Source organism: Kitasatospora sp. NPDC028961 (assembly GCF_055564815.1).
Genome location: NZ_JBVHVO010000001.1, coordinates 665,113 through 686,938, shown reverse-complemented (window position 1 = coordinate 686,938; position 21,826 = coordinate 665,113). Strand labels below are relative to the sequence as shown.

Here is a 21,826-nt window from a genome sequence, read left to right as displayed (position 1 = left end):
CCGGTGTCCGGGGCCGGGGGGCGGCCGGCAGGCCCCTCGTCCGCACCCTCAGGCGGCCACCAGCGCCGCGGGGCGGCCGGCGTGCATCACGCTGAGGTTGGCGGCCAGCCTGGTCGGGTCCTGGGCCAGCCAGAGCCGCAGCGCGGCGCCCAGCATGGCGCTGGCCGAGCCGATCCGCACCTGCGTCACCTGGGCGATCCGGGCCGCCCCCGGCACCAGCAGATCGGCCAGCGGCGTCGGCAGCCAGACGGTCAGCGCGCACGGCGCGGGGGCCGTCAGGGCGCCCAGCAGCCGGTAGGCGTCCGCCTGCGAGCTGAGCGTCGGAATGATGTCCAGCAAGCCGTCGGCCACGACCTCGGACACGTCGCTGCGGTGCCCCTGGGCGAGTCTGCGGAGCAGCGTGCGCTCGGCGGCGGTGATTCGGACGGTCAGCATGACCTCGTCGCACTCCATTGCGCGATTTCCTCCTCGGTTCCTCCCCGTGCCGGACCGGGTGGCCGGCACGAACTACCCCTGTCGCACCACGGCCCGGCTTCCTTGGTCGGAGCGCCGGGCCGGTGGGTGGTGCAGCCCCGGTCAGAGCCCCGCGTACGAGTGCTTGCCGGTGACGAAGATGTTCACGCCGTAGTAGTTGAACAGGTAGCAGGCGAAGGCCAGCACCGCGAGGTACGCGGCCTTGCGGCCCCGCCAGCCCGCCGTGGCGCGGGCGTGCAGGTAGCAGGCGTAGGCGACCCAGGTGATGAACGACCAGGTCTCCTTCGGGTCCCACTCCCAGTACTTGCCCCAGGCGGCCTCGGCCCAGATCGCGCCCGCGATGATGGTGAAGGTCCAGAGCGGGAAGACCAGGGCGTTGATCCGGTAGGACAGCTTGTCGAGCGTGGAGGCGGCGGGCAGCCGGCGCCAGATCGACGGCGAGGTGCCGAGCGGGCCCTTGGCCAGGCCGGCCGCCATCCGCTTGTCGAAGGAGTCCTTGCCGAGGTACAGCAGGGTCGCGATGAACGCCGCGTACAGGGCGCCGCCGCAGATGATCGCGGTGGAGACGTGGATCGCCAGCCAGTACGAGTGGAGCGCCGGGACGAGCTGCTCGGACTCGGTGTACAGCACCGAGACGGCGATGCCGAGGGTCAGCAGCACCGCCAGGGTGACCGGCAGGCCGAGCCAGCGGACCGGCTTCTTCGTGAGCAGCAGGCCGAGGAAGGCCACCGTCATGGCGAGCGCGAAGGCGCAGGAGAACTCGTACATGTTGCCCCACGGCCAGCGTGAGACCGAGAGGCCGCGGGTGACCACGCCGCCCGCGTGCAGCATGGCGCCGAGCACCGTGAGCGAGATCGCGATCCGGCCCGACAGGTCGGCCTTCTCGCTGGTGCCGGCCGCGCCCGGGCCGTCCACCTCGCCGTCGCCGCGCCCGCTGGTGACCACCGTCGCGCCCTCGCCCGCCAGCGCGGTGCGGGTGAGCGTGGTGGTGCCGCCGCCGGCCGAGGCGACCGTGACGGTCACCTTCTTGCCGCCCCCGGCCGCGGGCGCGGCCTCGGCGACGGTCTCGGCCAGGCCCGCCTGCGCGGACGAACGGACGGCGACGGCTCCCTTGGAACCGAACGTCCACTCGAACATGTAGGCGAACATGGCGATCAGGTAGACGGCCATGGCCGAGTAGATCAGCTTGTTGGACAGGTCGGCCAGCTGTGGGTCGACCGCCGAGGCGAGATGCACCGTCTACTCCTTGGAGTTCTGGTCGGCAGGGACTGCGGGGTCTGCGGGTGCCGAGGGCTCGGGGGGCGCTGCGGCCCCGTCGGGCCCGGCGGGCTCGGCGGGTTGATCGGGCTCGGCGGCCTCGGCGGCCCCGGCGGGTTCATCCGGCCGGTGGGGACCGGTCGCGCCGGAGTCCGGCTCGTCGGCCGCCGGAGCGTCGTCCTGGAGGTCGACCGCCAGCTCGGCCAGCTCCTCGGCGGTCTTCGCCGACTCGCTGCGGCCCAGCCCGGCCAGCTCGACCAGGGTGCCGCCGCCGGGCAGCGCCACCGCGCGCACCCAGATCCGCCGGCGCTGCACGAAGAGCGAGCCGATCAGGCCGAGGATCGCCAGCACGCCGCCGGTCAGGGCGATCGCGTTGCCCGGGCGGTGCGAGACGTTGAAGCTGGCCCACTGCTTGTAGCCCTCGAAGGTGACGCTGCCGTAGCCGTCCGGCAGGTCCCACGCCTGGCCCGGCTTCAGCCGGACCTTGGCGATCTTGCCGTCCTGCTGCAGCTGCGTCAGGTTCTTGGTGTTGAGCTGGTAGACGTTCTGCGGCAGGCCGGAGTCGGTGCCGAGGTCGCCCGCGAAGGCGTTCAGCACCAGCGCCGGGTCGGCGTCGCCAGGAAAGAGCGAGCGCGGACCGGTGTTGGCGTCGAAGGCCACCGGGGCGGTCGGCAGGAAGAAGCCGGAGAAGCCCATCTGGGTCCGCTTGCCGTCCTTCTCGCCGTAGTCGGAGACCTTGATGACGCCGGTGGAGGTCAGGTTGGGGTCCTGCGGCAGGAACGGCGTCGCACCGGTGTAGACCACCGTTCCGGCGGCGTTGCGCACGGTGACCACCGGGGCGTAGCCGTGGCCGATCAGGTAGACCTTGCTGCCGCCGATCTCCAGCGGGTGGTTGACCTCGATCGAGCCCTGCTTCAGCTTCGACGCGTCGCTGCCGGAGTAGTACTCGACGTTCGCGGTGAACTCCCGGGCGGCGCCGATCTGGTCGCCCTTGGTCTGGAAGCGCGAGGTGAAGTCGTTGAGCTTCAGGTAGAACGGGTCGAGGTCCTGGGAGCTGTAGAACCGCGAGCCGGTGAAGTCGTCGAGCTGGGTGATCGTGTTGGAGTAGCCCTCGCCGGCGACCATCAGCTTGCCGCCGGTGCCGCTGGCCAGGCTCGCCCAGGCGAAGCCGCCGAGCAGCGCGAACAGCGACAGGTGGAAGACCAGGTTGCCGACCTCGCGCAGGTAGCCCTTCTCGGCGGCCACCGCGCCGCCGGCCAGGTTCGCCCGGAATCGGCGGCGCCGCAGCAGCCGGTGCGCGGCGGCGTTCACCTCCCGGGCGTCCGCCTCGGTGCGCCAGGCCGCGTAGACCGGCATCCGGGTCAGGTTGCGCGGCGCGGCCGGCGGCTGGGCGCGCAGCACGCCGACGAACTGCCAGGTGCGCGGGACGATGCAGCCGGCCAGCGAGACGAACAGCAGGATGTAGATCGCCGAGAACCAGACCGAGCTGTAGACGTCGAACAGCTGGAGCTTCTGGTAGATCGGCGCGACCGTGGTGTGCCGGGCCTTCCAGGTCTCGACCTTGAACTCGTTCTGGCCGCTCTGCGGGATCAGCGAGCCCGGGATGGCGGCCAGCGAGAGCAGGAAGAGCAGGATCAGCGCGACCCGCATCGAGGTCAGCTGGCGCCACATCCAGCGCAGCCAGCCGAACGCCCCTATCCCACCGGGGCCGTCCGACTCGACCGGGGCGCTGGTCAGCCGCTCGGCCGCGTCCTCGACCGCCTGGGGGGGCAGCTCGGTATCGGTCGTGGTCTTGCTCACGGTCAGATTCCGATCTGGAAGTCGGCGGTCCAGGACTGCAGTTCGTTCACCATCGAGTCCCAGACCCCGGTGACGAGCAGCAGACCGACCGCGACGAGCATGCCGCCGCCGATCCGCATGACGAGCGGGTAGTGCCGCTTGACCCAGCCGAAGGCGCCCAGGGCCCGGCGGAAGGCCACCGCGGCCACGACGAACGGTACGCCCAGGCCCAGGCAGTAGGCCGTCATCAGCAGCGCGGCGCGGCCGGCGTCGGCCTCGTTGAGCGCCAGGTTCTGGACGGCGGCCAGGGTCGGGCCGAGGCAGGGCGTCCAGCCGACGCCGAAGACCACGCCCAGCATCGGCGCGCCGAGCAGGCCGACCGCCGGGCGGCGGTGCGAGCGCACCTCGCGCATGCTCAGCCCGGGCACCAGGCCCATGAAGGCGAGGCCCATCACGATGGTCAGCGCGCCGAACACGATCGAGATGACCCGCCGGTGCTCCTGGAGGGTCGAGCCGAAGAAGCCGAACAGCGCGCCGGTGGAGACGAAGACGGCGGTGAAGCCGAGGATGAACAGCAGCACCCCGAGCAGCATCCGGCCGCGCCGGGCCCCGCGCGCGTCGGCGAGGTCGGCGGCCGAGAAGCCGGTGACGTAGGAGAGGTAGCCGGGCACCAGCGGCAGCACGCACGGCGAGAAGAACGACGCCAGACCGGCCACCAGCGCGATCGGCGCGGCCACCAGCAGCGCCCCGCTCTGGATGGTCCCGGTGGTGTCGGCGAGTTGGGCCGCGGCACTCACTGCTGCTGCTCCGCGAGGACCGGCTGGAGCATCGACTCCAGGCCGTCGTCCAGCTGGCCGCCGACGGCCCGCACGGCGAGCCTGCCCTCCCGGTCGACCACGATGGTGGTCGGCACGGACTGCGGGTTGAGGCTGCCCTTGGGGAACTTCAGCAGCTGCGTCCCGGCCGGGTCGTAGAGGCTCGGGTAGGTGACCCCCCGCTCCTGCTCGAAGCGGACGGCGTTGGTGATCTCCGGGTCCCGGGTGTTGATGCCGAGGAACTGGACGCCCTGGTCCTTGTACTTGTCCCAGATCCGCTGGAGGTCGTCCGCCTCGGCCCGGCAGGGCCCGCACCAGGAGCCCCAGACGTTGAGGACGACGACCTTGCCCCGGTAGTCCGAGAGCTTGACCGGGGTGCCCTCCAGGGTGGTGCCGGAGAGGTCCGGCGCGTCCTGGCGGTGCCCCACCGCGGCCTTGGAGATGTTGCTGCCCTTGGCCGAGACGAAGCCGATCTGGCCGTCACCGCTGGCCGACGAACCTGAGGAGCTGCAGCCGCTGAGGGCGAGCGCGGCAGCGGCGGCGGTGGCGGCGGCCGCTGCGGCGACACGGGGACGGGGGCGCGTCATGCCAGACATGTGAAAAGTTTCGCATGGAGTTCCGGGCAGGTTCGGGGGGGTCCGACATTCCGTGTCGAACCCCCTCTGACCTGCGGCTGGATCCAGACCACCCGACGGCGGTCAGGCGCCGAAGCTCTTACCCACCGGCTTGCTCTTCCCGCCCTTGCCCACCAGGTGCGCGGGCAGCAGGTCGCGGGCCGGCTCGCGGTAGCCGACCGACACGATCCGGTCGCCCTCGTAGGTGAAGCTGGTCAGCGAGGCCAGCGAGCACTGGCGGTTGCGCGGGTCGTGCCAGAGCCGGCGGCGCTCCACGAAGGAACGCACGATCCAGATCGGCAACTGGTGGCTGACGCAGACCGCCTCGTGGCCGCGCGCGGCGTCCCGGGCGGCGGCCAGCGCGCCCATCATCCGCACCGCCTGCTCCAGGTACGGCTCGCCCCAGGACGGCTTGAACGGGTTGGTCAGGTACTTCCAGTAGCCCGGGTTCCTCAGCGAACCGTCGCCGACCCCGAAGGTCTTGCCCTGGAAGATGTTGTCGGCCTCGATCAGCCGCTCGTCGACCGCGAGGTCCAGGCCGTGCGACTTGGCAATCGGCTCGGCGGTCTCCTGCGCCCGCTCCAGCGGGGACGCCACCACGTGGGTGATGTCCCGGCTGGCCAGGTCCTCGGCGACCCGGTCGGCCATCTGCCGGCCCAGCTCGGACAGCCGGTAGCCGGGCAGGCGGCCGTACAGGACGCCCTCCGGGTTGTGCACCTCGCCGTGTCGCATCAGGTGGACGACGGTGGTGTCGTTGGTGCTCACTTCTCAGTACTCCTGGTGGTCGGCCGCGGCTACGCGGGCTGGGCCTCGGCGGCCGCGCGGGCGGCGGCCGGCAGTGCGGCGGCGATCCGCTCGATCGCCCGCTCGTCGTGGGACGCCGAGACGAACCAGGACTCGAAGGCGGACGGCGGCAGGTAGACGCCCTCGGCGAGCATCGCGTGGAAGAAGGCGTTGAAGCGGAACGCCTCCTGGGTCCTCGCCTCGTCGTAGTTGGTCACCGCGGCCACGGTGAAGAACACCGAGAACATGTTCCCGGCGGTCTGCAGCCGGTGCGCCACGCCCTCCTTGGCCAGCGCGCCGGAGACCATCGCCGACAGCTCGGCGGCCACCCGGTCCACCGTGGCGTACACCTCGTCGGTGCAGCCGCGCAGCTGGGCCAGGCCCGCCGCGGTGGCGATCGGGTTCCCGGAGAGGGTACCGGCCTGGTAGACCGGGCCGGCGGGGGCCAGGTGGCCCATGACGTCCGCGCGGCCGCCGAAGGCCGCCGCCGGGAAGCCGCCGCCCATCACCTTGCCGAAGGTGAGGAGGTCCGGCGCCCAGCCCTCGTGCGCCGCCTCCAGGCCGTACCAGCCCGCCTTGGAGACGCGGAAGCCCGTCATCACCTCGTCCGAGATGAACAGCGCGCCGTTCTCCCGGCAGAGCCGGGCCAGGCCGCCGTTGAAGCCGGGCAGCGGCGGGACGACGCCCATGTTGCCGGGCGAGGCCTCGGTGATCACGCAGGCGATCTCGCCCGGGTGCGCCCGGAAGGCCTGCTCGACCGCGGCCAGGTCGTTGTACGGCAGCACGATGGTGTCGCCGGCCTGGGCGCCGGTGACGCCCGGGGTGTCCGGCAGGCCGAAGGTCGCGACGCCGGACCCGGCGGCGGCCAGCAGCGCGTCCACGTGACCGTGGTAGCAGCCGGCGAACTTCACGATCTTGGCCCGGCCGGTGAAGCCGCGGGCCAGCCGGATCGCGGACATGGTCGCCTCGGTGCCCGAGGAGACCAGCCGGACCTGCTCGACCGGGGCGATCCGGGCGACGATCTCCTCCGCCAGCTCGACCTCGCCCTGGCCGGGCGTGCCGAAGGAGGTGCCGTGCGCGACGGCCCGCTGCACGGCGTCGATCACCGCGGGGTGCGCGTGGCCGAGGATCATCGGGCCCCACGAGCACACCAGGTCGACGTACTCGCGGCCGTCCGCGTCGGTGAGGTAGGGGCCGCTGCCGGACACCATGAAGCGCGGCGTACCGCCGACCGCGCGGAAGGCGCGCACCGGGGAGTTCACGCCGCCGGGCGTGACGACCGAGGCGCGGTCGAAGAGCGACTGGGACTGGGGGGCTTCGTAGGGGTAGCTCACGGGAGACATGGTCTCAAATCGTGTCCTTCACCTCTGCATGTCGGACCTCATCATCTGGAACGATGATCCGGGTGACGAAGTCTGTACGGTTATCCGTACAACGGGGGTCCTGGCGACCCCGGCTGCACGGACCAGTCAGACTGTGTACTCCGGGTGTGCGCAAGCTCCGGTGTTTCAGGGGTGTGAAGAGGACTGCCGCGTGCCATGACTGGGTACGGCGGCGCATGACGGGTAAGGAGCACGACCGGTGGGACGCCGGACGTGCGGGGGTCTGTCGATTCCGGCGAATTCCGGTGAGGATGGTCCGAGTGTCCGAGGCGCAGGACGGCTACGACGAGGCCGCGGGTGGCCCCCGCCGCCCCGCCGAGGCCGCACGCGGGGGTACGGGAGCGGGTACGGGGCGTGGCGGTCGCGGTGGCGAGAGGCGGGGTGAGGGACGCGTGGGGGTGACGTACAAGTACTTCGGCGCACCCGACCGCGCCACCGCCGCCAGAGTCCCCACCGCGCTCGGCCCCGGAGGGCTCGGCCTGGACGCGGGCGAACTCGGCTCGCTGGGGCGGCTCGGCGACCTGATGGAGACCAGCGGCTCGCCCAACGGGCACCTCTCCACCAAGATCAAGCCGGAGACCATGAGCGCCATGGTCCTCACCGGCATCCAGGGCGTGCCGCTGCACCAGGTGCCGCCGCTGGAGCTGGTCGTGCTGCACCCCGACTACGCGGTGGTGCAGCTCCCGCAGAACGTCGTCGAACCGCTGCGCAAGGCCGACGAGACCGAACTCGGCGCCGCCGCGTTCATCTGGTCCACCGTGCCCGACCGCCGCGGCCCCCGGGACGCCTTCGTGATCTACAGCATGCTGCACGAGTGGCAGGACTTCGCGAACCGGCTGCACGACGCCGGGCACCAGCTGTACTGCCTGGTCTGGCCGTAACCTCCCGCCGCCCGCACGCGCGTCCGCCCCGGGGCGGGTGCTCCGGGGCGGACGCGCGTGCGGGCGGCGGGTTACCGGCCGGTCAGCCGGTGGCGGCCTTCTCCGGCGCGGGGACGGCCGCGTCGGATCCGGGGCCGGCGGGCGCCTCCGGGGTGCGCTCGCCGCGGCGCACGGCGCCGAGGCTGGCCGCGACCACGCAGACGACGCCGGCGAGCTGGAGCAGGCTCATGGTCTGGTGCAGCAGCACGAAGCCGATCAGCGTGGCGAAGCCCGGCTCGAAGCTCAGCAGCGTCCCGAACGCGGCCGTGGTGAGCTTGCGCAGCGCCAGCATCTCCAGGACGTACGGCAGGACCGGCAGCAGCACCGCGGCCCCGGCCGCCCCGGCCACGATGCCGGGGGTGAGCACCGGCACGGCCTGCACCAGCCCGAAGGGCGCGGCGCACAGGGCCGCCACCGACAGCGAGATGGCCACCCCGTCGACGCCGGAGAACCGGTCGCCGACGCGCTGGGTGAAGATCACGTAGCCGCCGAGCGCCGCCCCGGACAGGGCCCCGAAGGCGAGCCCCACGAGGTCGACCGAGCCGTTCCACGGCTGGGTCAGCGCCAGCACGCCGCAGACCGCCAGCAGCGGCCAGATCACGTCGACCCGCCGGCGCAGGCCGGCCACGGCGACGGCGAGCGGCCCGAGGAACTCCAGCGCGCTGGAGACCCCGAGCGGGATCCGGGAGATGGCCACGAAGTAGGAGATCGTCATCAGCGCGCTGACCGCGCCGAGCGCGGCGGCGAGCAGGAGGTCCTGCCGGCTGCGCCCGCGCAGCCGGGGCCTGGCCCAGATCAGCATGATCGCGGCCGCGAAGGCGAGCCGCAGCGAGGCGGTGCCGAGCGGTCCCGCCGTCGGGAACATCCAGGTCGACACTGCGGCACCGGACTGGACGCAGATCATCGCGCCGACGGCGAGGGCGGCGGCGCCGTAGGTGCCCGGAAGTGCCTTCCGAGCACGGCCCGTCGTGGTGGTCGCTGGGGGCATGAGGTGGTGGTCCTTCCGCGGGTACTCGGCGCAGGTCTCGGGTCTCGGATCCGGCCGTGGGGGGTGGCCCACGGCCGTCCGCCACGGTCACCGTACGCACGTCGCGGGCCTCCTGACAGGCCGTCGCGAGATGTACGGGCCGCGGCGGCCGGAGATCCGGGACACCGGGCTCCCGAGCCGGCGTCACACCGCGGCGGCTTCCACGGTCTCCGCCGAGACGGTGTAGCCCTTGAAGGTCTCGGTGATCGACTCCAGGACGTCCTCGGCGGTGGCGCCGCGGAACCGGAAGCGGCCGCCGACGTGCTCGTAGCCGTGCGCGACCGGCAGGACGTCGCCCACCTTGGCCAGCGACTCGGCGTACGGACCCGGCGTCCGCCCGACCATCGAGGTGATGTGGGTGAAGCGGCACGGCCGGGGCGCGGGCGCCGGCACCACCAGGAAGCCGGCGACGTCCTGGGTGTCCCAGTCGGGGCCCTCCTCCAGCGGCACTCCGAGCTGGAGGTGGAACGCCGCCTTCATCAGGTCGTACCCGTGCACCTCGCGCCAGAGGAACGGCGTCTCCGCGCCGCCGACCCGGGCACCGGTCTCCAGGAAGGAGCAGGTGGCCCCGGTCGCGGTCTCCTCCAGGAACAGTTCCAGGTGGAACGGGGTGGCCCGGTCGGTGAGGGCGCGCATGTACCGCTCGGTGGCCTCGCCGATGATCCGGTGCAGCTCCGGATCGGCCTCCTCGATCGAGCCGTAGAAGGTGCCCTGGGCGAAGTCCAGGCAGGTGTTGACGTAGCGGGAGCCGCGCCAGACCAGCAGCCGCTCGCCGTCGAACACGCCGTCGACGTGGCAGATCGGGTGCGGGTTGCGCACCTGCGCCATGAGCTTCCAGCGGCCGAACTCGATCCGGTCGAGGTCCTCCGGGCCGGAGACCACCACGACGCCGGCGCTGCCGCTGCCGTCGCGCGGCTTCACCACGAGGTCCCAGCCGTGCTCGGCGGCGAAGGCGGTGATGTCCTCGGCCGCGGAGACCGCGGCGAAGGCCGGGATCGGCAGGCCGGCGGCGGCGATCCGCTCGCCCATGATCACCTTGTCGCGGAACGCGAGGACCTCGTCGAGCCGCATCCCCGGGAGCCCGAGCTCGGCCCGGACGACCGAGGCGTTCTCCAGGTCCTCCTCCTTCAGCGTGATGAGGCGGTCCGGCGTGCCGTGGCGCTCGGCGAGGCCGAGGACGGCGGCCCGCAGCTGCGCGAGGTCCTGGATGTCGTCCAGGGTCACGACCTCGGCCGCGCCCTCGGGGACGGCCCCGCGCCCGAGCGGGCTGGTGATGTACGTGACGGCACACCGCGTGTGGTCGAGGTAGGCCGCGTAGTCGGCGTAGGTGTCCTTCCAACGGTTCATCACGATGACGTGTGACATTCCGTGGTCTTCCGACGTTCTCACTTCACCCATCCTGATTCTGTACGGCGGTTCGGCGCGGACGGCTCAGTACGTCAGCACCGAGCCGGTGTGGACCTGGTCGATGGAGCGGTGCCCGATGACCTCGGTGGAACCGGCCGGGACGACCCGGGCCTGGGCACCGGCGTAGCCGTCCGGCTGGTAGAAGACGCCCCAGAGGGTCTGCCAGGGCCGCTCCTCGCCGGTGGCCGGGTCGACCATGGACTCGGTGCGCGGGACGACCCGCTCCTGCACCACGCAGCCCGCGGCCGCGCCCTCGGTGAGGGCCGTGCGCCAGGCGTCCTCGGCCGTCTCCCAGCCGGCGACGACGCCGTGCCCGCCGAAGAGGTTGTTGGGCTTGAGGATCAGGGAGTCGCGGCGGGCCATCAGGTCGTCCAGCCGGCCGGGGACCAGCAGGTCCTCGGCGCGCTGGAGGGACCTCGTCCAGGGCAGCGCACGGTCGATGACCTGCCGCTCGGCGGCCGTGAAGCCGCTCGCGTAGTGCGGGTCGGAGAGCAGCGCCATGCAGCCCTTCTCGCCGAAGAGGTTGCTCTGCAGGGTGTGCCAGAGCAGCACCGTGCCCGCCTCGTGGGCCCGGAAGACCGGCTCCGCCAGCTCGACGAACGCCGGGTCCTCCAGCAGCTGGTCGGTGTCGAAGGCGCGCCACACCACGTCGATGACGTGGCCGTCCAGCACCAGCCGGCCGTCCTTCACCTGGAGGTCGTCGAGCTCGCCGAGGTGGAGGTCCAGGCCGAGGCCGCGCATCACGCGGTGCACGTTGTACCAGGTGGCCGCGCCGAAGGTGTCCAGGCCGCCCGGGCCCTCGATGATCGCGACGACCGGCTCGCGGTCGCCCGCGACGGCCTTGGCGGCCTCCTTGATGGTGCGCACCGTCTCGCGGCCGGTGTGCACGTAACCGAGGCCGTGCTCCTTCGCGAAGGCCGCGAAGGCGTCGATCTCCAGCAGGCCGCGCGGCACCTCGCCGGCCCAGTCCCAGCCGCCGAGGTCGCTGCCGATGCCGAACTCCAGCAGCTTGAACGCGTCGCCGTCGTGGTAGACGTCGGCGCGGCCGAAGACCACCGGGGTCTGGTGCGCGTGGCGGCGCATCAGCTCGGCGCGGGCGCCGTGCACGCCGACGGCGTCGAGGAAGCGGTCCAGGTCGCCGTCGAAGAGCCGGTCGGGCAGCGTGGTGAGCATGCCCAGCAGGGCCATCAGGTCGTCGGCGAACGCGCGGATCTCGCGCTCCTCGACGAAGTTGGGCCGCGGCGGGTAGGGGCGCTTCCAGGTCGGGATCGCCGGGTTCGCCGCCAGCGTCCGCATGACGTCGACCAGGCCGTTGCCCGGGATCTTGCAGGCGGCGTTGTACGCCTCGGTCACGCGGTTGGTCATCGTCTGTTCTCCGTCATCACGTTCTCCGTACTCGCTTCCGTACTCGCGTCCCGCACGGCCGCCCACGGGCGCCGGCACCCCCGGTGCCGGCGCCCCTGTCGGCGGCCACCCCCGTACCGGCCCCCGTGCCGGTCACGGTCCGCTCAGAGGTCGAGCACCAGGTCGGTGACCGGCCGGGTGATGCAGAGCAGCACCTCGTCGTCCTCGGGGTCGACGCCCGGGTCGGTGTTGTAGCTGACGGTGCCGCGCTTGATCCGGACGGCGCACGTCCCGCAGACCCCGGCCCAGCAGAGCGACTCGGGCTTCAGCCCGCCGCGCTGCGCGAACATCAGCAGCGCGGTGGAGGACGGCTCCCAGCGCAGCGTCCGGCCCGAGCGCTGGAACTCGATCTGGAGGTCGGCGATCCGGCCCAGGGTCTCCAGCGCGTCGTAGCCGCCGGCGGTGTCCCGGCGCAGCACGGTCGGCGACAGCTCGGTGAAGCCGAGCCCGGTGAACCACTCCCGGGCCTCCCCCGGCTCCACCCGGACCTCCGCCACCGGCTCGCCGCTGAGCATCAGCAGCACGGCGGCGACCAGGAGCCGGCCGAGGCCGATGCCCCGCCGGTCCGGCGCCACCGCCAGGTCGTACAGCTCGGCGCCCTCGTCGGTGCGGTGGACGCCGACGCAGGCGATCACCGTGCCGAGCTGTTCGATCAGGCAGAACTCCTCGATCCGCTCGGCGTGGAACGCCTCCGGCCGGACCGGCAGGGCGGCGCCCGCCGCCCCGGTCAGCTCGCGGACCGCCGCCAGGTGCGCGGGGCCGGCCCGGCGGATCTTCACCTCGTCGATGTCCGGCCCGCCCCGGGCGATCAGGATCCCGACCGGACTGGTGAGAGCAGAGGTCATCGGGCGTCCGGCCCCTCGTGCTCGACCACCAGCCGGTAGCGGTCCATCACGGCGAGCGCCGCGCGCCGCACGGCGGCGTGGTCGGTGCCGCGCAGCCGGAACCGGCCGCCGATGTGCTCGTACCCGCCGCTGCCGTCGAAGACGGTGCCGACGTCGGGGACGACCTCCGCGTACACCTCGTCGACGGTGCCCAGCAGCGAGCTGCGGGACACCACCGTGCTGGGGTACGGCCGCGGTTCGGGGATGCTGACCCAGCCGCCGGCCACCCCGTCGGGCAGCGCCTCGGCCGGCACCGCGGGCGGCAGGCCGATGGTGGCCCGGAACGCCTCGGCGAACAGGTCGATGCCGAACAGGTCGCGGTGCACGAAGGGCACCTCCGCGCCGCCCGGGCGCAGACCGACCTCCAGGAAGACCAGCTCCCCCCCGGCCGTGTCGAAGAGCTCCAGGTGGAAGGGGCCGTCGACGAGGTCCAACGCGTCCAGGCAGCCGCCGGTGAACTCGGTGACCCGGTCCAGCCGGGCGCCGGGGTCGAGCAGGACCGACCCGAGCGGCGTGCCGGTCAGGAAGTCCAGGCAGGTGTTGATGTACTCCGACGCGCTGACGAAGTGGAACTTGCCGTCCCGGCGGATCCCGTCCACGTGCAGGATCGCGCCCTCGACGTACTCCTCGCACTCGAAGCCTTCGAGCTCCGCGCCCTGCTCGACCAGCAGCGCGGCCAGCTCGGCCTCGTCGCGGACCAGCACCACACCGCGCGCCGACCAGCCGGCCCGGGGCTTGAGGATCAGCGGCAGCCCGACCTCGGCGGCGATCCCGGCGGCGGTGCTGCCCGCGTCCAGCCGGCAGAACCGCGGCACCCGCAGGCCCGCGCCGCCGACGAGGTCCTTCATCCGGGCCTTGTCGCGGAAGGCCGTCACGAACTCCGGCCGCCAGCCCGGGACTCCGAGCTCCTCCCGCAGCTGCGCGGTGGAGAGCACGTCGTACTCCGAGGGGCCCACGATCGCGTCGAAGCCGCCGTGCAGCTCGGCGAGGCGGCGGGCGATCGGCAGCAGCGTCCCGATCTCCAGGTCGTCGACCACGACGAGGTCGAGGGCGCTCTCCTCGTCCAGGATCGGCAGGCCGCACGGCAGCGTGATGTACGCCAGCCGGCAGCTGCCCGGCTCGACGAACCGGTGGTACTCGCCGAACTCGTCGTCGAACCGGTTGACGACCAGGTACTGGGGGATCTCTCGACTAGACAAAGCGCACCTCGTCCCGGACGGCGTGCCAGCGCGTCGCGGCGTCCTCGTACGACTCGGCCTTGTAGACCACATGGCCGAGGAAGCAGCGGAAGTCCTCGGCCGGCGGGATCGGCTCCCCCGGCCGGACGTAGAGCTTCACCTCCAGGGTGTCCGGGTGGTCGCGCAACTCGTCCAGCCCCTCGATGTGCTGGTACCGCGTCAGCCCGTGGGCGGTGAAGCAGGCGATGCCCACGTACTTGGCGGTCGGCGCCGACTCGGCGCCCACCTCCTCGGCGGTCAGACCGGTGTAGCCGGCGAGCATGATCCGCACCTGGGAGATCCCGGTGACGGCCTCCACCAGGTTCGGGATGCGGTGGCCGGCCAGCCGAGCGCCGAGCTCGATCAGGACCGGCTCCCCCGCCGGCAGCCGCAGCTCGCAGTGGAACGGTCCCCGGGTGACGCCGAGCGCCTCGCAGACGCCGGCGACGTACGCGTCGATGGCCGCCCGGGCCTCCGGGGCCGCCGGGTGCGGCATGATCTGGCCGAGCTCCACGAAGTAGGGCTCCGGGCCGAGCATCTTGGTGGTGACCGCCAGGACGACGGCGCGGCCGTTCTCGACGTACCCCTCGACGCTGACCTCGGGTCCGTCCAGGTACTCCTCCAGCAGCACCGGGCCGTCCAGCACCCGGCCGAGGTCGGTGCGGTGGTCGGCGCGCAGGCTGCGGAAGGCGGCGAGGAGCTGCTCGGGCGAGTCGACGCGGCTGACGTGGATGCTGCCTGCGGACTCGGTGGGCTTGAGGACCGCCGGGTAGCCGACGTGGGCCGCGGCGGCGAGGAGCTCCCGCTCGTCGGTGGCCTCGGCGTGCCGGGGCACCCGCAGCCCGGCCGCCTCGACCAGGCGGCGCATGGTGGCCTTGTTGCGCAGCCCGCGCGCGGTGTCGGCCCGCAGACCGGGCAGGCCCAGGGCCGGCGCCAGCCGCGCCACGGTGTCCACGTAGAACTCGAAGCCCGGCACGATGCCCGCCAGCGGGCGCTCGGCGTGGAGCCCGGCGGCGACCTCGGCCAGCGCCTGCTCGTCGTTGGTGTCCACCACGACCAGGCGGTCGACGTGGGTGCGGGCCGCGTCCGGGAGGCGCCGGTCGTCGACGTCCGCCGACGCCACGACGGTCTCGAAACCGAGCGCGTGCGCCTCCGCGAGCAGGGCGACCCCTGACGAACTCGGCTCGACGATCAGGACGCGCCCGCGCGAGGCGGGCAGTTGTTCAGACATCAGTGTTCAACCCTCACGGACGGGTGCGCGACATGATCAGGGGCGGCCGGCACGGGCGCGGCGGGAGGCCGCGCCCGTGCCGTTCTCACTCAGACCCCGGCGGGCTGCTTGCTGCCCACGGTCAGCTCGTAGAGCTCGGCGAAGTAGTCGCCGATGAGCTCCACGAAGGTCGTGAGGTCCTGGTACGCCTGCTTCGGGGTGCCGAACACCTCGACCGCGCGGGCGACCGTGCGGAACATCAGCTCGTCGTGGTCGTGCGACTCGTCGAACTCGATGTGGGTCGCGGTGCCCGCGACGAACTCGCGGCCGAAGTCCTCGGCGGCCTTGTTCGTGATGATCGGGTTGTAGCGGTCGGAGTACCACTCGACCAGCCAGTCCCAGACCGTCGTGGGCGCCGGGCCGCGCGAGTCGGCCTCAAGACGCAGGTAGCCCATCAGCTTCTTGGTCGACGGGAAGACATCGGTGGCGTCGATGTCCTCCTGGGTGAGGCCGAACTTGAAGAGGTCACGGGTGAACATGCTCTCGTGGCCGAACTCCTCCGCCAGGTACTTGGCGAGGTGGGCGGCGAGGGTGTCGTCCTTCGAACCGACCTTGAAGAGGGCGTAGGTGTCGACCTCGTTGTTCAGCCGGATGCGAAGCACGGTCTCGGTGATGTGACGGATGTAGAAGTCCCGGTCCGTCCACTCGCCGGCGTGCAGCTCGCGCATCTTGGGGACGCGCTGGAACTGCTTCTCGATCAGCTCGGCCGCGAGGTTTTCGAGCTTCTCGCGGTCCAGGGTTTCCGCTGCCACTTGTTTTCCTCCTAGTACCAATGCGCTGCCATGCCAGGGAGACGCCACATACTGCTCCGAATGTGCGGCTCAATGGCGCATTCCCCGTCGATAAGGACGCTAGCAACCGGCGCGGTGGTCGGACAGTGCCAATTCACCATGCTTGGCACCATGGCCCCGTCGGGTGCCAGGACGCGAAAAGGCCGGTGGCCGGCTCGACGGATCGAGCCGGCCACCGGCCGGGAAATTACTGGGGGTCCGGAGAAACCACCCGCGGGAGAAATCGGGCGGCGTCCGGAGAAACCGTGCGCGAATGGCGCGGGGCCGCCGCGGCCCGGCCGGAGATCATCCGGTCGGGGAATGCGGGGAAAGCGGAGGTCAGACGGTGGCGGGGGCCGCCGCGGGCTCGTCCTCCGGCGCCGTCGGGAGCTCCCGCATCGAGCGCAGCGGCGAGACCACCACCGGCAGGACGGCGAAGAGCTCGCCGACCACGCCCACCCACATCGCCGCCCGGACTCCGTACTTCTCGGCCAGCACACCGGCCAGCAGGGCGCCGATCGGCACCACGCCCCAGACCATGAAGCGGATCGTGGCGTTCATCCGGGCCATCAGGTGCTTGGGCGTCACCCGCTGCCGGAAGCTGACCTGGGTGACGTTGTAGATGATGAACGGGATCCAGCCCAGGCCGTGCAGCACGATGCCGAGGGCGAGCCGCCAGTCGTCCTGGTACAGCGGGAGGGCGAGGAACCAGCAGACCGTGCTGGCCACCATGCAGATCCAGATGGCCGGCCCCTGGCCCAGCCGGGCGACCACCCGCTCCGCCAGGACCGCGCCGGCGATGCCGCCCGCCGCCGCGGCGCTGAACACCAGGCCGACCAGCAGCGCCGACAGGTGCAGGGTGTCCGCCAGCAGGACGACCAGCAGCGAGATGCCGATGGTGCCCCACAGGTTGGAGATCGTCGCGGTGGCGGCGATCGGCCGCAGGATCGGGTGGCCGAGCACGAAGCGCAGGCCCTCGCCCATCTCCTTGCGCAGGTTGCTGTCCGGGCGGGGCTCGGCGCGCCGCTCGGGCCGGCGGATCCTGGTCAGGAAGAACGCGGAGCCCAGGAAGCTGACCGAGTTGATCGCGATCGCCAGCGGCGCGCTGAGCACGTTGATGACCGCGCCGGCCAGCCCGGGCCCGCCGACCTCGGCCACCTTGCGGGTCGCTTCGAGCTTGGCGTTCCCCTCGACCAGCTGCTCGTCGGCCACCAGCGACGGCAGCACGCTCTGGTAGGCCACGTCGAAGAAGAGGGTGAGCACCGAGGTGCCGAACGTGACGGCGTAGAGCTGCGTCAGCGTGAGCGCGTCGAAGGCGTGGGCGACCGGAATGGAGCCGAGCAGAATCGCGCGGCCCACATCGCCCACGATCATCACCCGGCGGTGCCGCATTCGGTCGACCCAGGCGCCGGCCGGAAGGCCGAGCAGCAGGAATGCGAGGTACTGGAACATCGTGAGCAGTGTCACCTGGAAAGGCGTGGCGTCCAGCTCTTTGATCGCCAGGTACGGCAGGGCCAGCAGCGTGACCGCCGAGCCGATCTGGCTGATGGACTGGCCGGCCCAGAGTTGCCGGAAATCGTGGTGGGAAATCAGGCTCTTTTTGGGCGCCGGGCTCGATTGGGACACCAGAGGAGCATGCTGCGCGGCCGGTCGGTCTGTCAACGCGATACCGCCCGGAACTACGCCTGCTGCAAGAGGGCCGTCCCCAGGTCACTGACCGTGTAATTCACCTCGCGCCGGTACCGGTGGCTGGTGACCAGTCCGGCGTCGCGCAGCACCGCGAGGTGCTGGGAGACCGCGCCCAGGCTGAGCCCGGTACGGGCGGCCAGCTGGGTGGTGGTGGCCGGCGAGGCGGTGCAGGCCAGCAGCTGGGCCCGGCTGCGGCCGAGCAGCCGGGCCAGACCGTCGCCGGCGCTCTCCCGGCGCTCCCAGAGCACCCCGAGCGCCCGGGAGGGGTAGACCGCGCCGGGCGGGGTGGCCCGACGGGCGGTCAGCAGGTGGCAGCGGCCCGCGAAGGCGCTGGGGGTGAGGGTGATGCCCGCGCCGCCGAGGTCGAGCCCGGCGGCCGGGAGGTCCGGCGAGACCAGGCGGTCGCCGACCCAGTGCAGGCTCGGGTGGAGGCCGCCCAGCACCTGCTGGATGCCGTCCTCGGCGAGCTGGCGGGTGCGGTGGGCGATGTCCGCCTCCAGGACGGCGCGGATCCGCGGCCAGTGCGGCTTCACCGCCGCCAGCCACCAGGCGTGCACGGCCTCGGCCAGCTCGGGCAGGGCCCGCTCCGGGTCCTCGGCCAGCAGCCGCTCGAACGGCGGGGTGGGCCGGCCCGGGCAGGCCGGGTCAAGGCCGGCCCGGACCTCCTCCGCGGGGGTGGCCAGCATGATCGCCAGCTCCTCCTCGATCTCGGCCAGCGGGCAGCGCGGCGACGGGGTCAGGAAGGCCGGCCCGTGGTCGCGCCTCGGCAGCAGGGCGGAGAGCGCCGCCGTGCGGACGACCAGCGAGCGGTCCTGCCGCAGCGCCAGCGCCCTTCTGATCCACGGCAGATGGACCACGTGCCGGCCCGGGTCGGCGACCGCCCGGAGGCTGGCGACCGTCTCCCAGAGCGGCGAGATCGCGAACCTGATGTTGACGATGTCGTGCACGCCGAACCGCAGTTCACCCATGGCCTCGTCCTCCGCCCGCCCCTGCGAGGTTTTCGCCCAGACTAAAACAATGGCCGTTCCGGCTCCAGGGTGGTGGTGTTGGCCGCCATGACGCCGCCTCGCACCAGTCTCCTCCGCCATACCGACTTCCGTCGGTTCTGGGCGGCCGACTCGGTGAGCCAGGCGGGCACCGCCGTCACGCTCATCGCCCTGCCACTCGTCGCGATCGGCACGCTGAAGGCCACGCCCTTCCAGGCGGGCCTGCTGGTGACCTTCGAGTACCTGGCCTTCCTGCTCATCGGCCTGCCGGCCGGCGCCTGGGTGGACCGGGTGCGCCGGCGCCGGGTGATGGTCGTCGGCGACCTCGGCCGGGCCGCCCTGCTCGCCTCCGTCCCGATCGCCTCCTGGCTGGACTGCCTGACGCTCCTCCAGCTGTACGGGGTGGCCTTCGGGATGTCGGTCTGCACCGCGTTCTTCGACGCGGCGCACGGCAGCTACCTGCCGCACCTGGTGGAGGACGACCAGTTGGTGGAGGCCAACGTCAAGATCGAGGCCAGCCGCAGCACCATCCAGGTCGGCGGCCCGGGCGCGGGCGGGGTGCTGGTCGGCGCGCTGACCGCACCGGTCGCGATCGTGGTCGACGCGGTGAGCTTCGTCCTCTCGGCGCTCTTCGTGGGCCGGATCAAGCGGCCCGAGGAGCGGCCCGAGATCCACCCGGACGCCAGTCTGCGGGCCGAGATCGGCGAGGGGCTGCGGTTCGTCTTCGGCGACCGGCTGCTGCGCTCGATCACGCTGACCGCGGCGATCTCCAACATGTGCGGCACCATCGGCGCCTCGATGCTGCTGGTGCTGCTGGCCGGCGAGCTCCACCTGTCGCCGTTCCTGTGCGGCCTGGTGTTCACCGCGGAGGCCGTCGGCGGCCTGATCGGGAGCCTGGTCACGGTGCGGATCGTGACCAGGTTCGGCCAGGGGCCGGCGATGTGCGCGGCGATGATCACCAGCGCCGTGCTCTGGCTGCTGGCGCTGCCGATGTACCAGGCCGACTGGCGGTTCGCGGTCGCCCTGGCGCTCCAGGCGCTGGGCTGGGTGGTCTTCATGACCTTCAAGATCACCGGGGTGGCGTTCCGCCAGCAGCTCTGCCCGAAGCCGCTGCTGGGCCGGATGACCGCGACGGTGCGCTTCCTGGTCTGGGGGGCGATGCCGCTGGGCGCGCTGATCGGCGGGGTGCTGGGCCAGAGCATCGGCGTCCGCCAGGCGATGTGGGTCGGCGTGATCGGCGAGCTCTTCGCCGTCCTGCCGGTCCTCCTCTCGCCGCTGCGGCGGATGCGCGAACTGCCGGTCGCACCCGCGCCGGCGGGCGGGGCGCCGCTGGCGCTGGCCCCGTGACGCCGGCCCGCCGGCATCAGGCCGCCGCCTGCGTCCGCCGGCTCCCCCGGCCGGTCAGCTGGACCTCCCGCCAGGCCTCCGCGAGGCGCTCGCAGCCCGCGACCAGCGTCCGCTCGTCGGCGACGAAGGGGATCCGGATGTGGCTCTCCAGCGTGCCGTCCACGCCGAACCGGCCGCCGGAGAGGATCTCCAGCCCGCGCCGGCCCGCCGCCTGCGCCAGCGGCGAGCCCAGCCTGGCGCCGAGGTCCACCCAGAGCGAGAGCCCGCCGTGCGGCAGCGTGAACCGCCAGTCGGGGAAGTCCCGCGCCAGCAGGTCGACCAGCACCCGGCGGCGCTCCAGCAGCAGCTCCCGCCGCTCCCGCAGCAGGCCGGCGCCGGCCTCCAGCACCCGCAGCGCGATGAGCTGGGTGAGCAGCGAGTTGCCGGTGTCGACGAGGTTGCGCAGCCCGATCAGCCGGGCGATCACCGACTTGGAGGCGCGGATCCAGCCGACCCGCAGGCCGGCCCAGCAGGTCTTGCTCATGGTGCCGATGGTGATGACGTGATCGGGCGTCGACCAGGCGGCCATCGGCGGCGGAAGCTCGCCGCCGTCGAGCGCGAGTTCGCGCAGCGCCTCGTCCACCACCAGGTACGTCCCGGAGCGGCGCGAGGCGTCGACGATCGCGGACCGCGCGGAGTCCGGCATCACCAGGCCGGTCGGGTTGTGGAAGTCCGGCATCAGGTAGGCCAGCCGCGGCGCCTCCTGGCGCAGCGCGGACTTCCAGACGTCGGTGTTCCAGCCGTCGGCGCCGAGGCCCACGGTCAGCAGCCGGCGGCCCAGCGCCCTGGTCAGGTCGAGCACGTTGGGGTACGTCGGGCTGTCGGTCATCACCGCCTCGCCCGGGCGCGACAGCAGGCGGATGAGCAGGCCGAGCGCGTGGTCGGCGCCGGCCGTCACCAGGATCTGGCCGGGGTCGGTGGGCGCACCCCGGCGGGTGAAGTCCTCGGCGATCGTCCGGCGCAGGTCGGCCACCCCCGCCACGTCGTAGCCGAGCAGGTGGGAGTAGCGGCCGAGGTCACCGGCGGCCAGCCGGGTCGCGGTGCCGAGGACGGCCTCCGGCGCGGGCAGCGAGGCCACCGCCAGGTCGATCGACCCGGCGCTGCGGGCCGCCAGCGAGTACGGGGCCCGCGTCCGCCGGCCGGGCTCCGGCAGCCGGACGAACGAGCCCGCCCCGCGGTCGCTCGCCAGGAAGCCCCGCTCACGCAGGATCCGGTACGCGGCGGTGACGGTGTTGCGGCTGAGCCCGCACTGGACGGCGAAGGTCCGCTCGGCCGGGAGCCGGGCGCCGGCCGGCAGCCGGCCGTCGGAGATCAGCACCTGGAAGGCCTCCGCGAGGTCCGCGTAGGCCGGACCGGCCGCTCTCCACTCGCCGAGCATCCGCACGACCTGGGAGGCCGTCAGCGCGTAGCTCAACGCGCCGACGGACCGGCGGAGGCGAGGTCCGCTTCGGTCCCGCTGAAGGGGGAGTTCAGCCGGACGCCCACCGAGCAGGGCACCGGACCGGTCCGGGCGGCGGTGGCGTTGGTCAGCATCTCGCCCAGCTGCCGGGCGTTCTCCTCGGTGAGGATGAACTCGATGCGGTCGCACCGCTCGGAGTTCCGGCCGTGCCGGCCGACCAGGACGTGGAGGGAGACGTTGCCCTCCGCGTCGAGCGTGGCCGTGACCGTCCCGTCGACCACTCCGGGGATCACGTCGCTGAACTGGCCCGAATCAATCTGAGGTGTCGTCATCATTGGCTTCCTCTCATCGGTGTGGCGGCAC

General features: G+C 72.5%; 20 protein-coding genes. 2 read left to right on the top strand and 18 right to left on the bottom strand.

What is annotated here, in order from left to right:
* Positions 1-48 precede the first annotated feature (48 nt).
* The 7 genes from ACZ4UX_RS03045 to hemL form a co-directional block, all read right to left on the bottom strand.
* The gene (locus ACZ4UX_RS03045; RefSeq protein WP_329488253.1) at positions 49-453 is read right to left on the bottom strand and encodes a hypothetical protein; all 405 of its coding nucleotides are present in this window, start codon (positions 451-453) and stop codon (positions 49-51) included.
* A 123-nt stretch (positions 454-576) separates the two neighbouring features.
* Positions 577-1,710 carry a c-type cytochrome biogenesis protein CcsB gene (ccsB, locus tag ACZ4UX_RS03040; protein WP_465705192.1) on the bottom strand — a complete coding sequence of 378 codons (1,134 nt, stop codon included), beginning with the start codon at positions 1,708-1,710 and terminating at the stop codon, positions 577-579.
* Positions 1,711-1,713: 3 nt separating this feature from the next.
* Complete coding sequence (gene resB, locus ACZ4UX_RS03035) at positions 1,714-3,531, bottom strand: cytochrome c biogenesis protein ResB (protein WP_465705190.1); 1,818 nt, start codon at positions 3,529-3,531, stop codon at positions 1,714-1,716.
* Between the two features lie 2 nt (positions 3,532-3,533).
* On the bottom strand, positions 3,534-4,307 hold the full coding sequence (locus ACZ4UX_RS03030) for a cytochrome c biogenesis CcdA family protein (protein WP_329488256.1): 774 nt from the start codon (positions 4,305-4,307) through the stop codon (positions 3,534-3,536).
* A complete protein-coding gene (locus ACZ4UX_RS03025; protein WP_329488257.1) occupies positions 4,304-4,912 on the bottom strand; it encodes a TlpA disulfide reductase family protein in 609 nt (202 codons plus the stop codon). The genes ACZ4UX_RS03030 and ACZ4UX_RS03025 overlap by 4 nt, the downstream gene beginning before the upstream one ends.
* 111 nt (positions 4,913-5,023) lie before the next feature.
* A complete protein-coding gene (locus ACZ4UX_RS03020; protein WP_465705411.1) occupies positions 5,024-5,671 on the bottom strand; it encodes a histidine phosphatase family protein in 648 nt (215 codons plus the stop codon).
* A 62-nt stretch (positions 5,672-5,733) separates the two neighbouring features.
* On the bottom strand, positions 5,734-7,065 hold the full coding sequence (gene hemL / locus ACZ4UX_RS03015) for a glutamate-1-semialdehyde 2,1-aminomutase (protein WP_465705188.1): 1,332 nt from the start codon (positions 7,063-7,065) through the stop codon (positions 5,734-5,736).
* A 290-nt stretch (positions 7,066-7,355) separates the two neighbouring features.
* Between hemL and ACZ4UX_RS03010 the strand changes: the two genes are divergently transcribed.
* On the top strand, positions 7,356-7,985 hold the full coding sequence (locus ACZ4UX_RS03010) for a hypothetical protein (protein ID WP_380383597.1): 630 nt from the start codon (positions 7,356-7,358) through the stop codon (positions 7,983-7,985).
* Between the two features lie 82 nt (positions 7,986-8,067).
* On the opposite strand, the gene ACZ4UX_RS03005 is transcribed toward ACZ4UX_RS03010, so the two are convergent.
* The 9 genes from ACZ4UX_RS03005 to ACZ4UX_RS02965 all read right to left on the bottom strand — a co-directional run bounded on the left by ACZ4UX_RS03005 (position 8,068) and on the right by ACZ4UX_RS02965 (position 18,660).
* On the bottom strand, positions 8,068-9,012 hold the full coding sequence (locus tag ACZ4UX_RS03005; RefSeq protein ID WP_465705186.1) for an EamA family transporter: 945 nt from the start codon (positions 9,010-9,012) through the stop codon (positions 8,068-8,070).
* Between the two features lie 183 nt (positions 9,013-9,195).
* On the bottom strand, positions 9,196-10,416 hold the full coding sequence (locus tag ACZ4UX_RS03000) for an ATP-grasp domain-containing protein (RefSeq protein WP_465705184.1): 1,221 nt from the start codon (positions 10,414-10,416) through the stop codon (positions 9,196-9,198).
* A gap of 66 nt (positions 10,417-10,482) precedes the next feature.
* Positions 10,483-11,823 (bottom strand): hypothetical protein, encoded by a 1,341-nt coding sequence (locus tag ACZ4UX_RS02995; protein WP_465705182.1) that lies wholly within the window; start codon positions 11,821-11,823, stop codon positions 10,483-10,485.
* Positions 11,824-11,966: 143 nt separating this feature from the next.
* Positions 11,967-12,707 (bottom strand): GNAT family N-acetyltransferase, encoded by a 741-nt coding sequence (locus tag ACZ4UX_RS02990; RefSeq protein ID WP_359805098.1) that lies wholly within the window; start codon positions 12,705-12,707, stop codon positions 11,967-11,969.
* Positions 12,704-13,945 carry an ATP-grasp domain-containing protein gene (locus ACZ4UX_RS02985; RefSeq protein ID WP_465705180.1) on the bottom strand — a complete coding sequence of 414 codons (1,242 nt, stop codon included), beginning with the start codon at positions 13,943-13,945 and terminating at the stop codon, positions 12,704-12,706. Before ACZ4UX_RS02985 ends, ACZ4UX_RS02990 begins: the two co-directional genes overlap by 4 nt.
* Complete coding sequence (locus ACZ4UX_RS02980; protein WP_465705178.1) at positions 13,938-15,194, bottom strand: ATP-grasp domain-containing protein; 1,257 nt, start codon at positions 15,192-15,194, stop codon at positions 13,938-13,940. The genes ACZ4UX_RS02985 and ACZ4UX_RS02980 overlap by 8 nt, the downstream gene beginning before the upstream one ends.
* Positions 15,195-15,283: 89 nt before the next feature.
* Complete coding sequence (locus ACZ4UX_RS02975) at positions 15,284-15,985, bottom strand: hypothetical protein (protein WP_352286218.1); 702 nt, start codon at positions 15,983-15,985, stop codon at positions 15,284-15,286.
* Between the two features lie 357 nt (positions 15,986-16,342).
* Positions 16,343-17,629: an MFS transporter gene (locus tag ACZ4UX_RS02970; protein WP_352286217.1), complete on the bottom strand. Its 1,287-nt coding sequence runs from the start codon at positions 17,627-17,629 to the stop codon at positions 16,343-16,345.
* Positions 17,630-17,682: 53 nt separating this feature from the next.
* The gene (locus ACZ4UX_RS02965) at positions 17,683-18,660 is read right to left on the bottom strand and encodes an ArsR/SmtB family transcription factor (RefSeq protein WP_352286215.1); all 978 of its coding nucleotides are present in this window, start codon (positions 18,658-18,660) and stop codon (positions 17,683-17,685) included.
* 87 nt (positions 18,661-18,747) lie between these two features.
* On the opposite strand from ACZ4UX_RS02965, the gene ACZ4UX_RS02960 reads away from it, so the two are divergent.
* Positions 18,748-20,025: an MFS transporter gene (locus ACZ4UX_RS02960; protein ID WP_359805103.1), complete on the top strand. Its 1,278-nt coding sequence runs from the start codon at positions 18,748-18,750 to the stop codon at positions 20,023-20,025.
* A 16-nt stretch (positions 20,026-20,041) separates the two neighbouring features.
* On the opposite strand, the gene yczR is transcribed toward ACZ4UX_RS02960, so the two are convergent.
* A complete protein-coding gene (gene yczR, locus ACZ4UX_RS02955) occupies positions 20,042-21,478 on the bottom strand; it encodes a MocR-like transcription factor YczR (protein ID WP_352286211.1) in 1,437 nt (478 codons plus the stop codon).
* A complete protein-coding gene (locus tag ACZ4UX_RS02950; protein WP_329488280.1) occupies positions 21,475-21,795 on the bottom strand; it encodes a hypothetical protein in 321 nt (106 codons plus the stop codon). Before ACZ4UX_RS02950 ends, yczR begins: the two co-directional genes overlap by 4 nt.
* Positions 21,796-21,826: the final 31 nt, after the last annotated feature.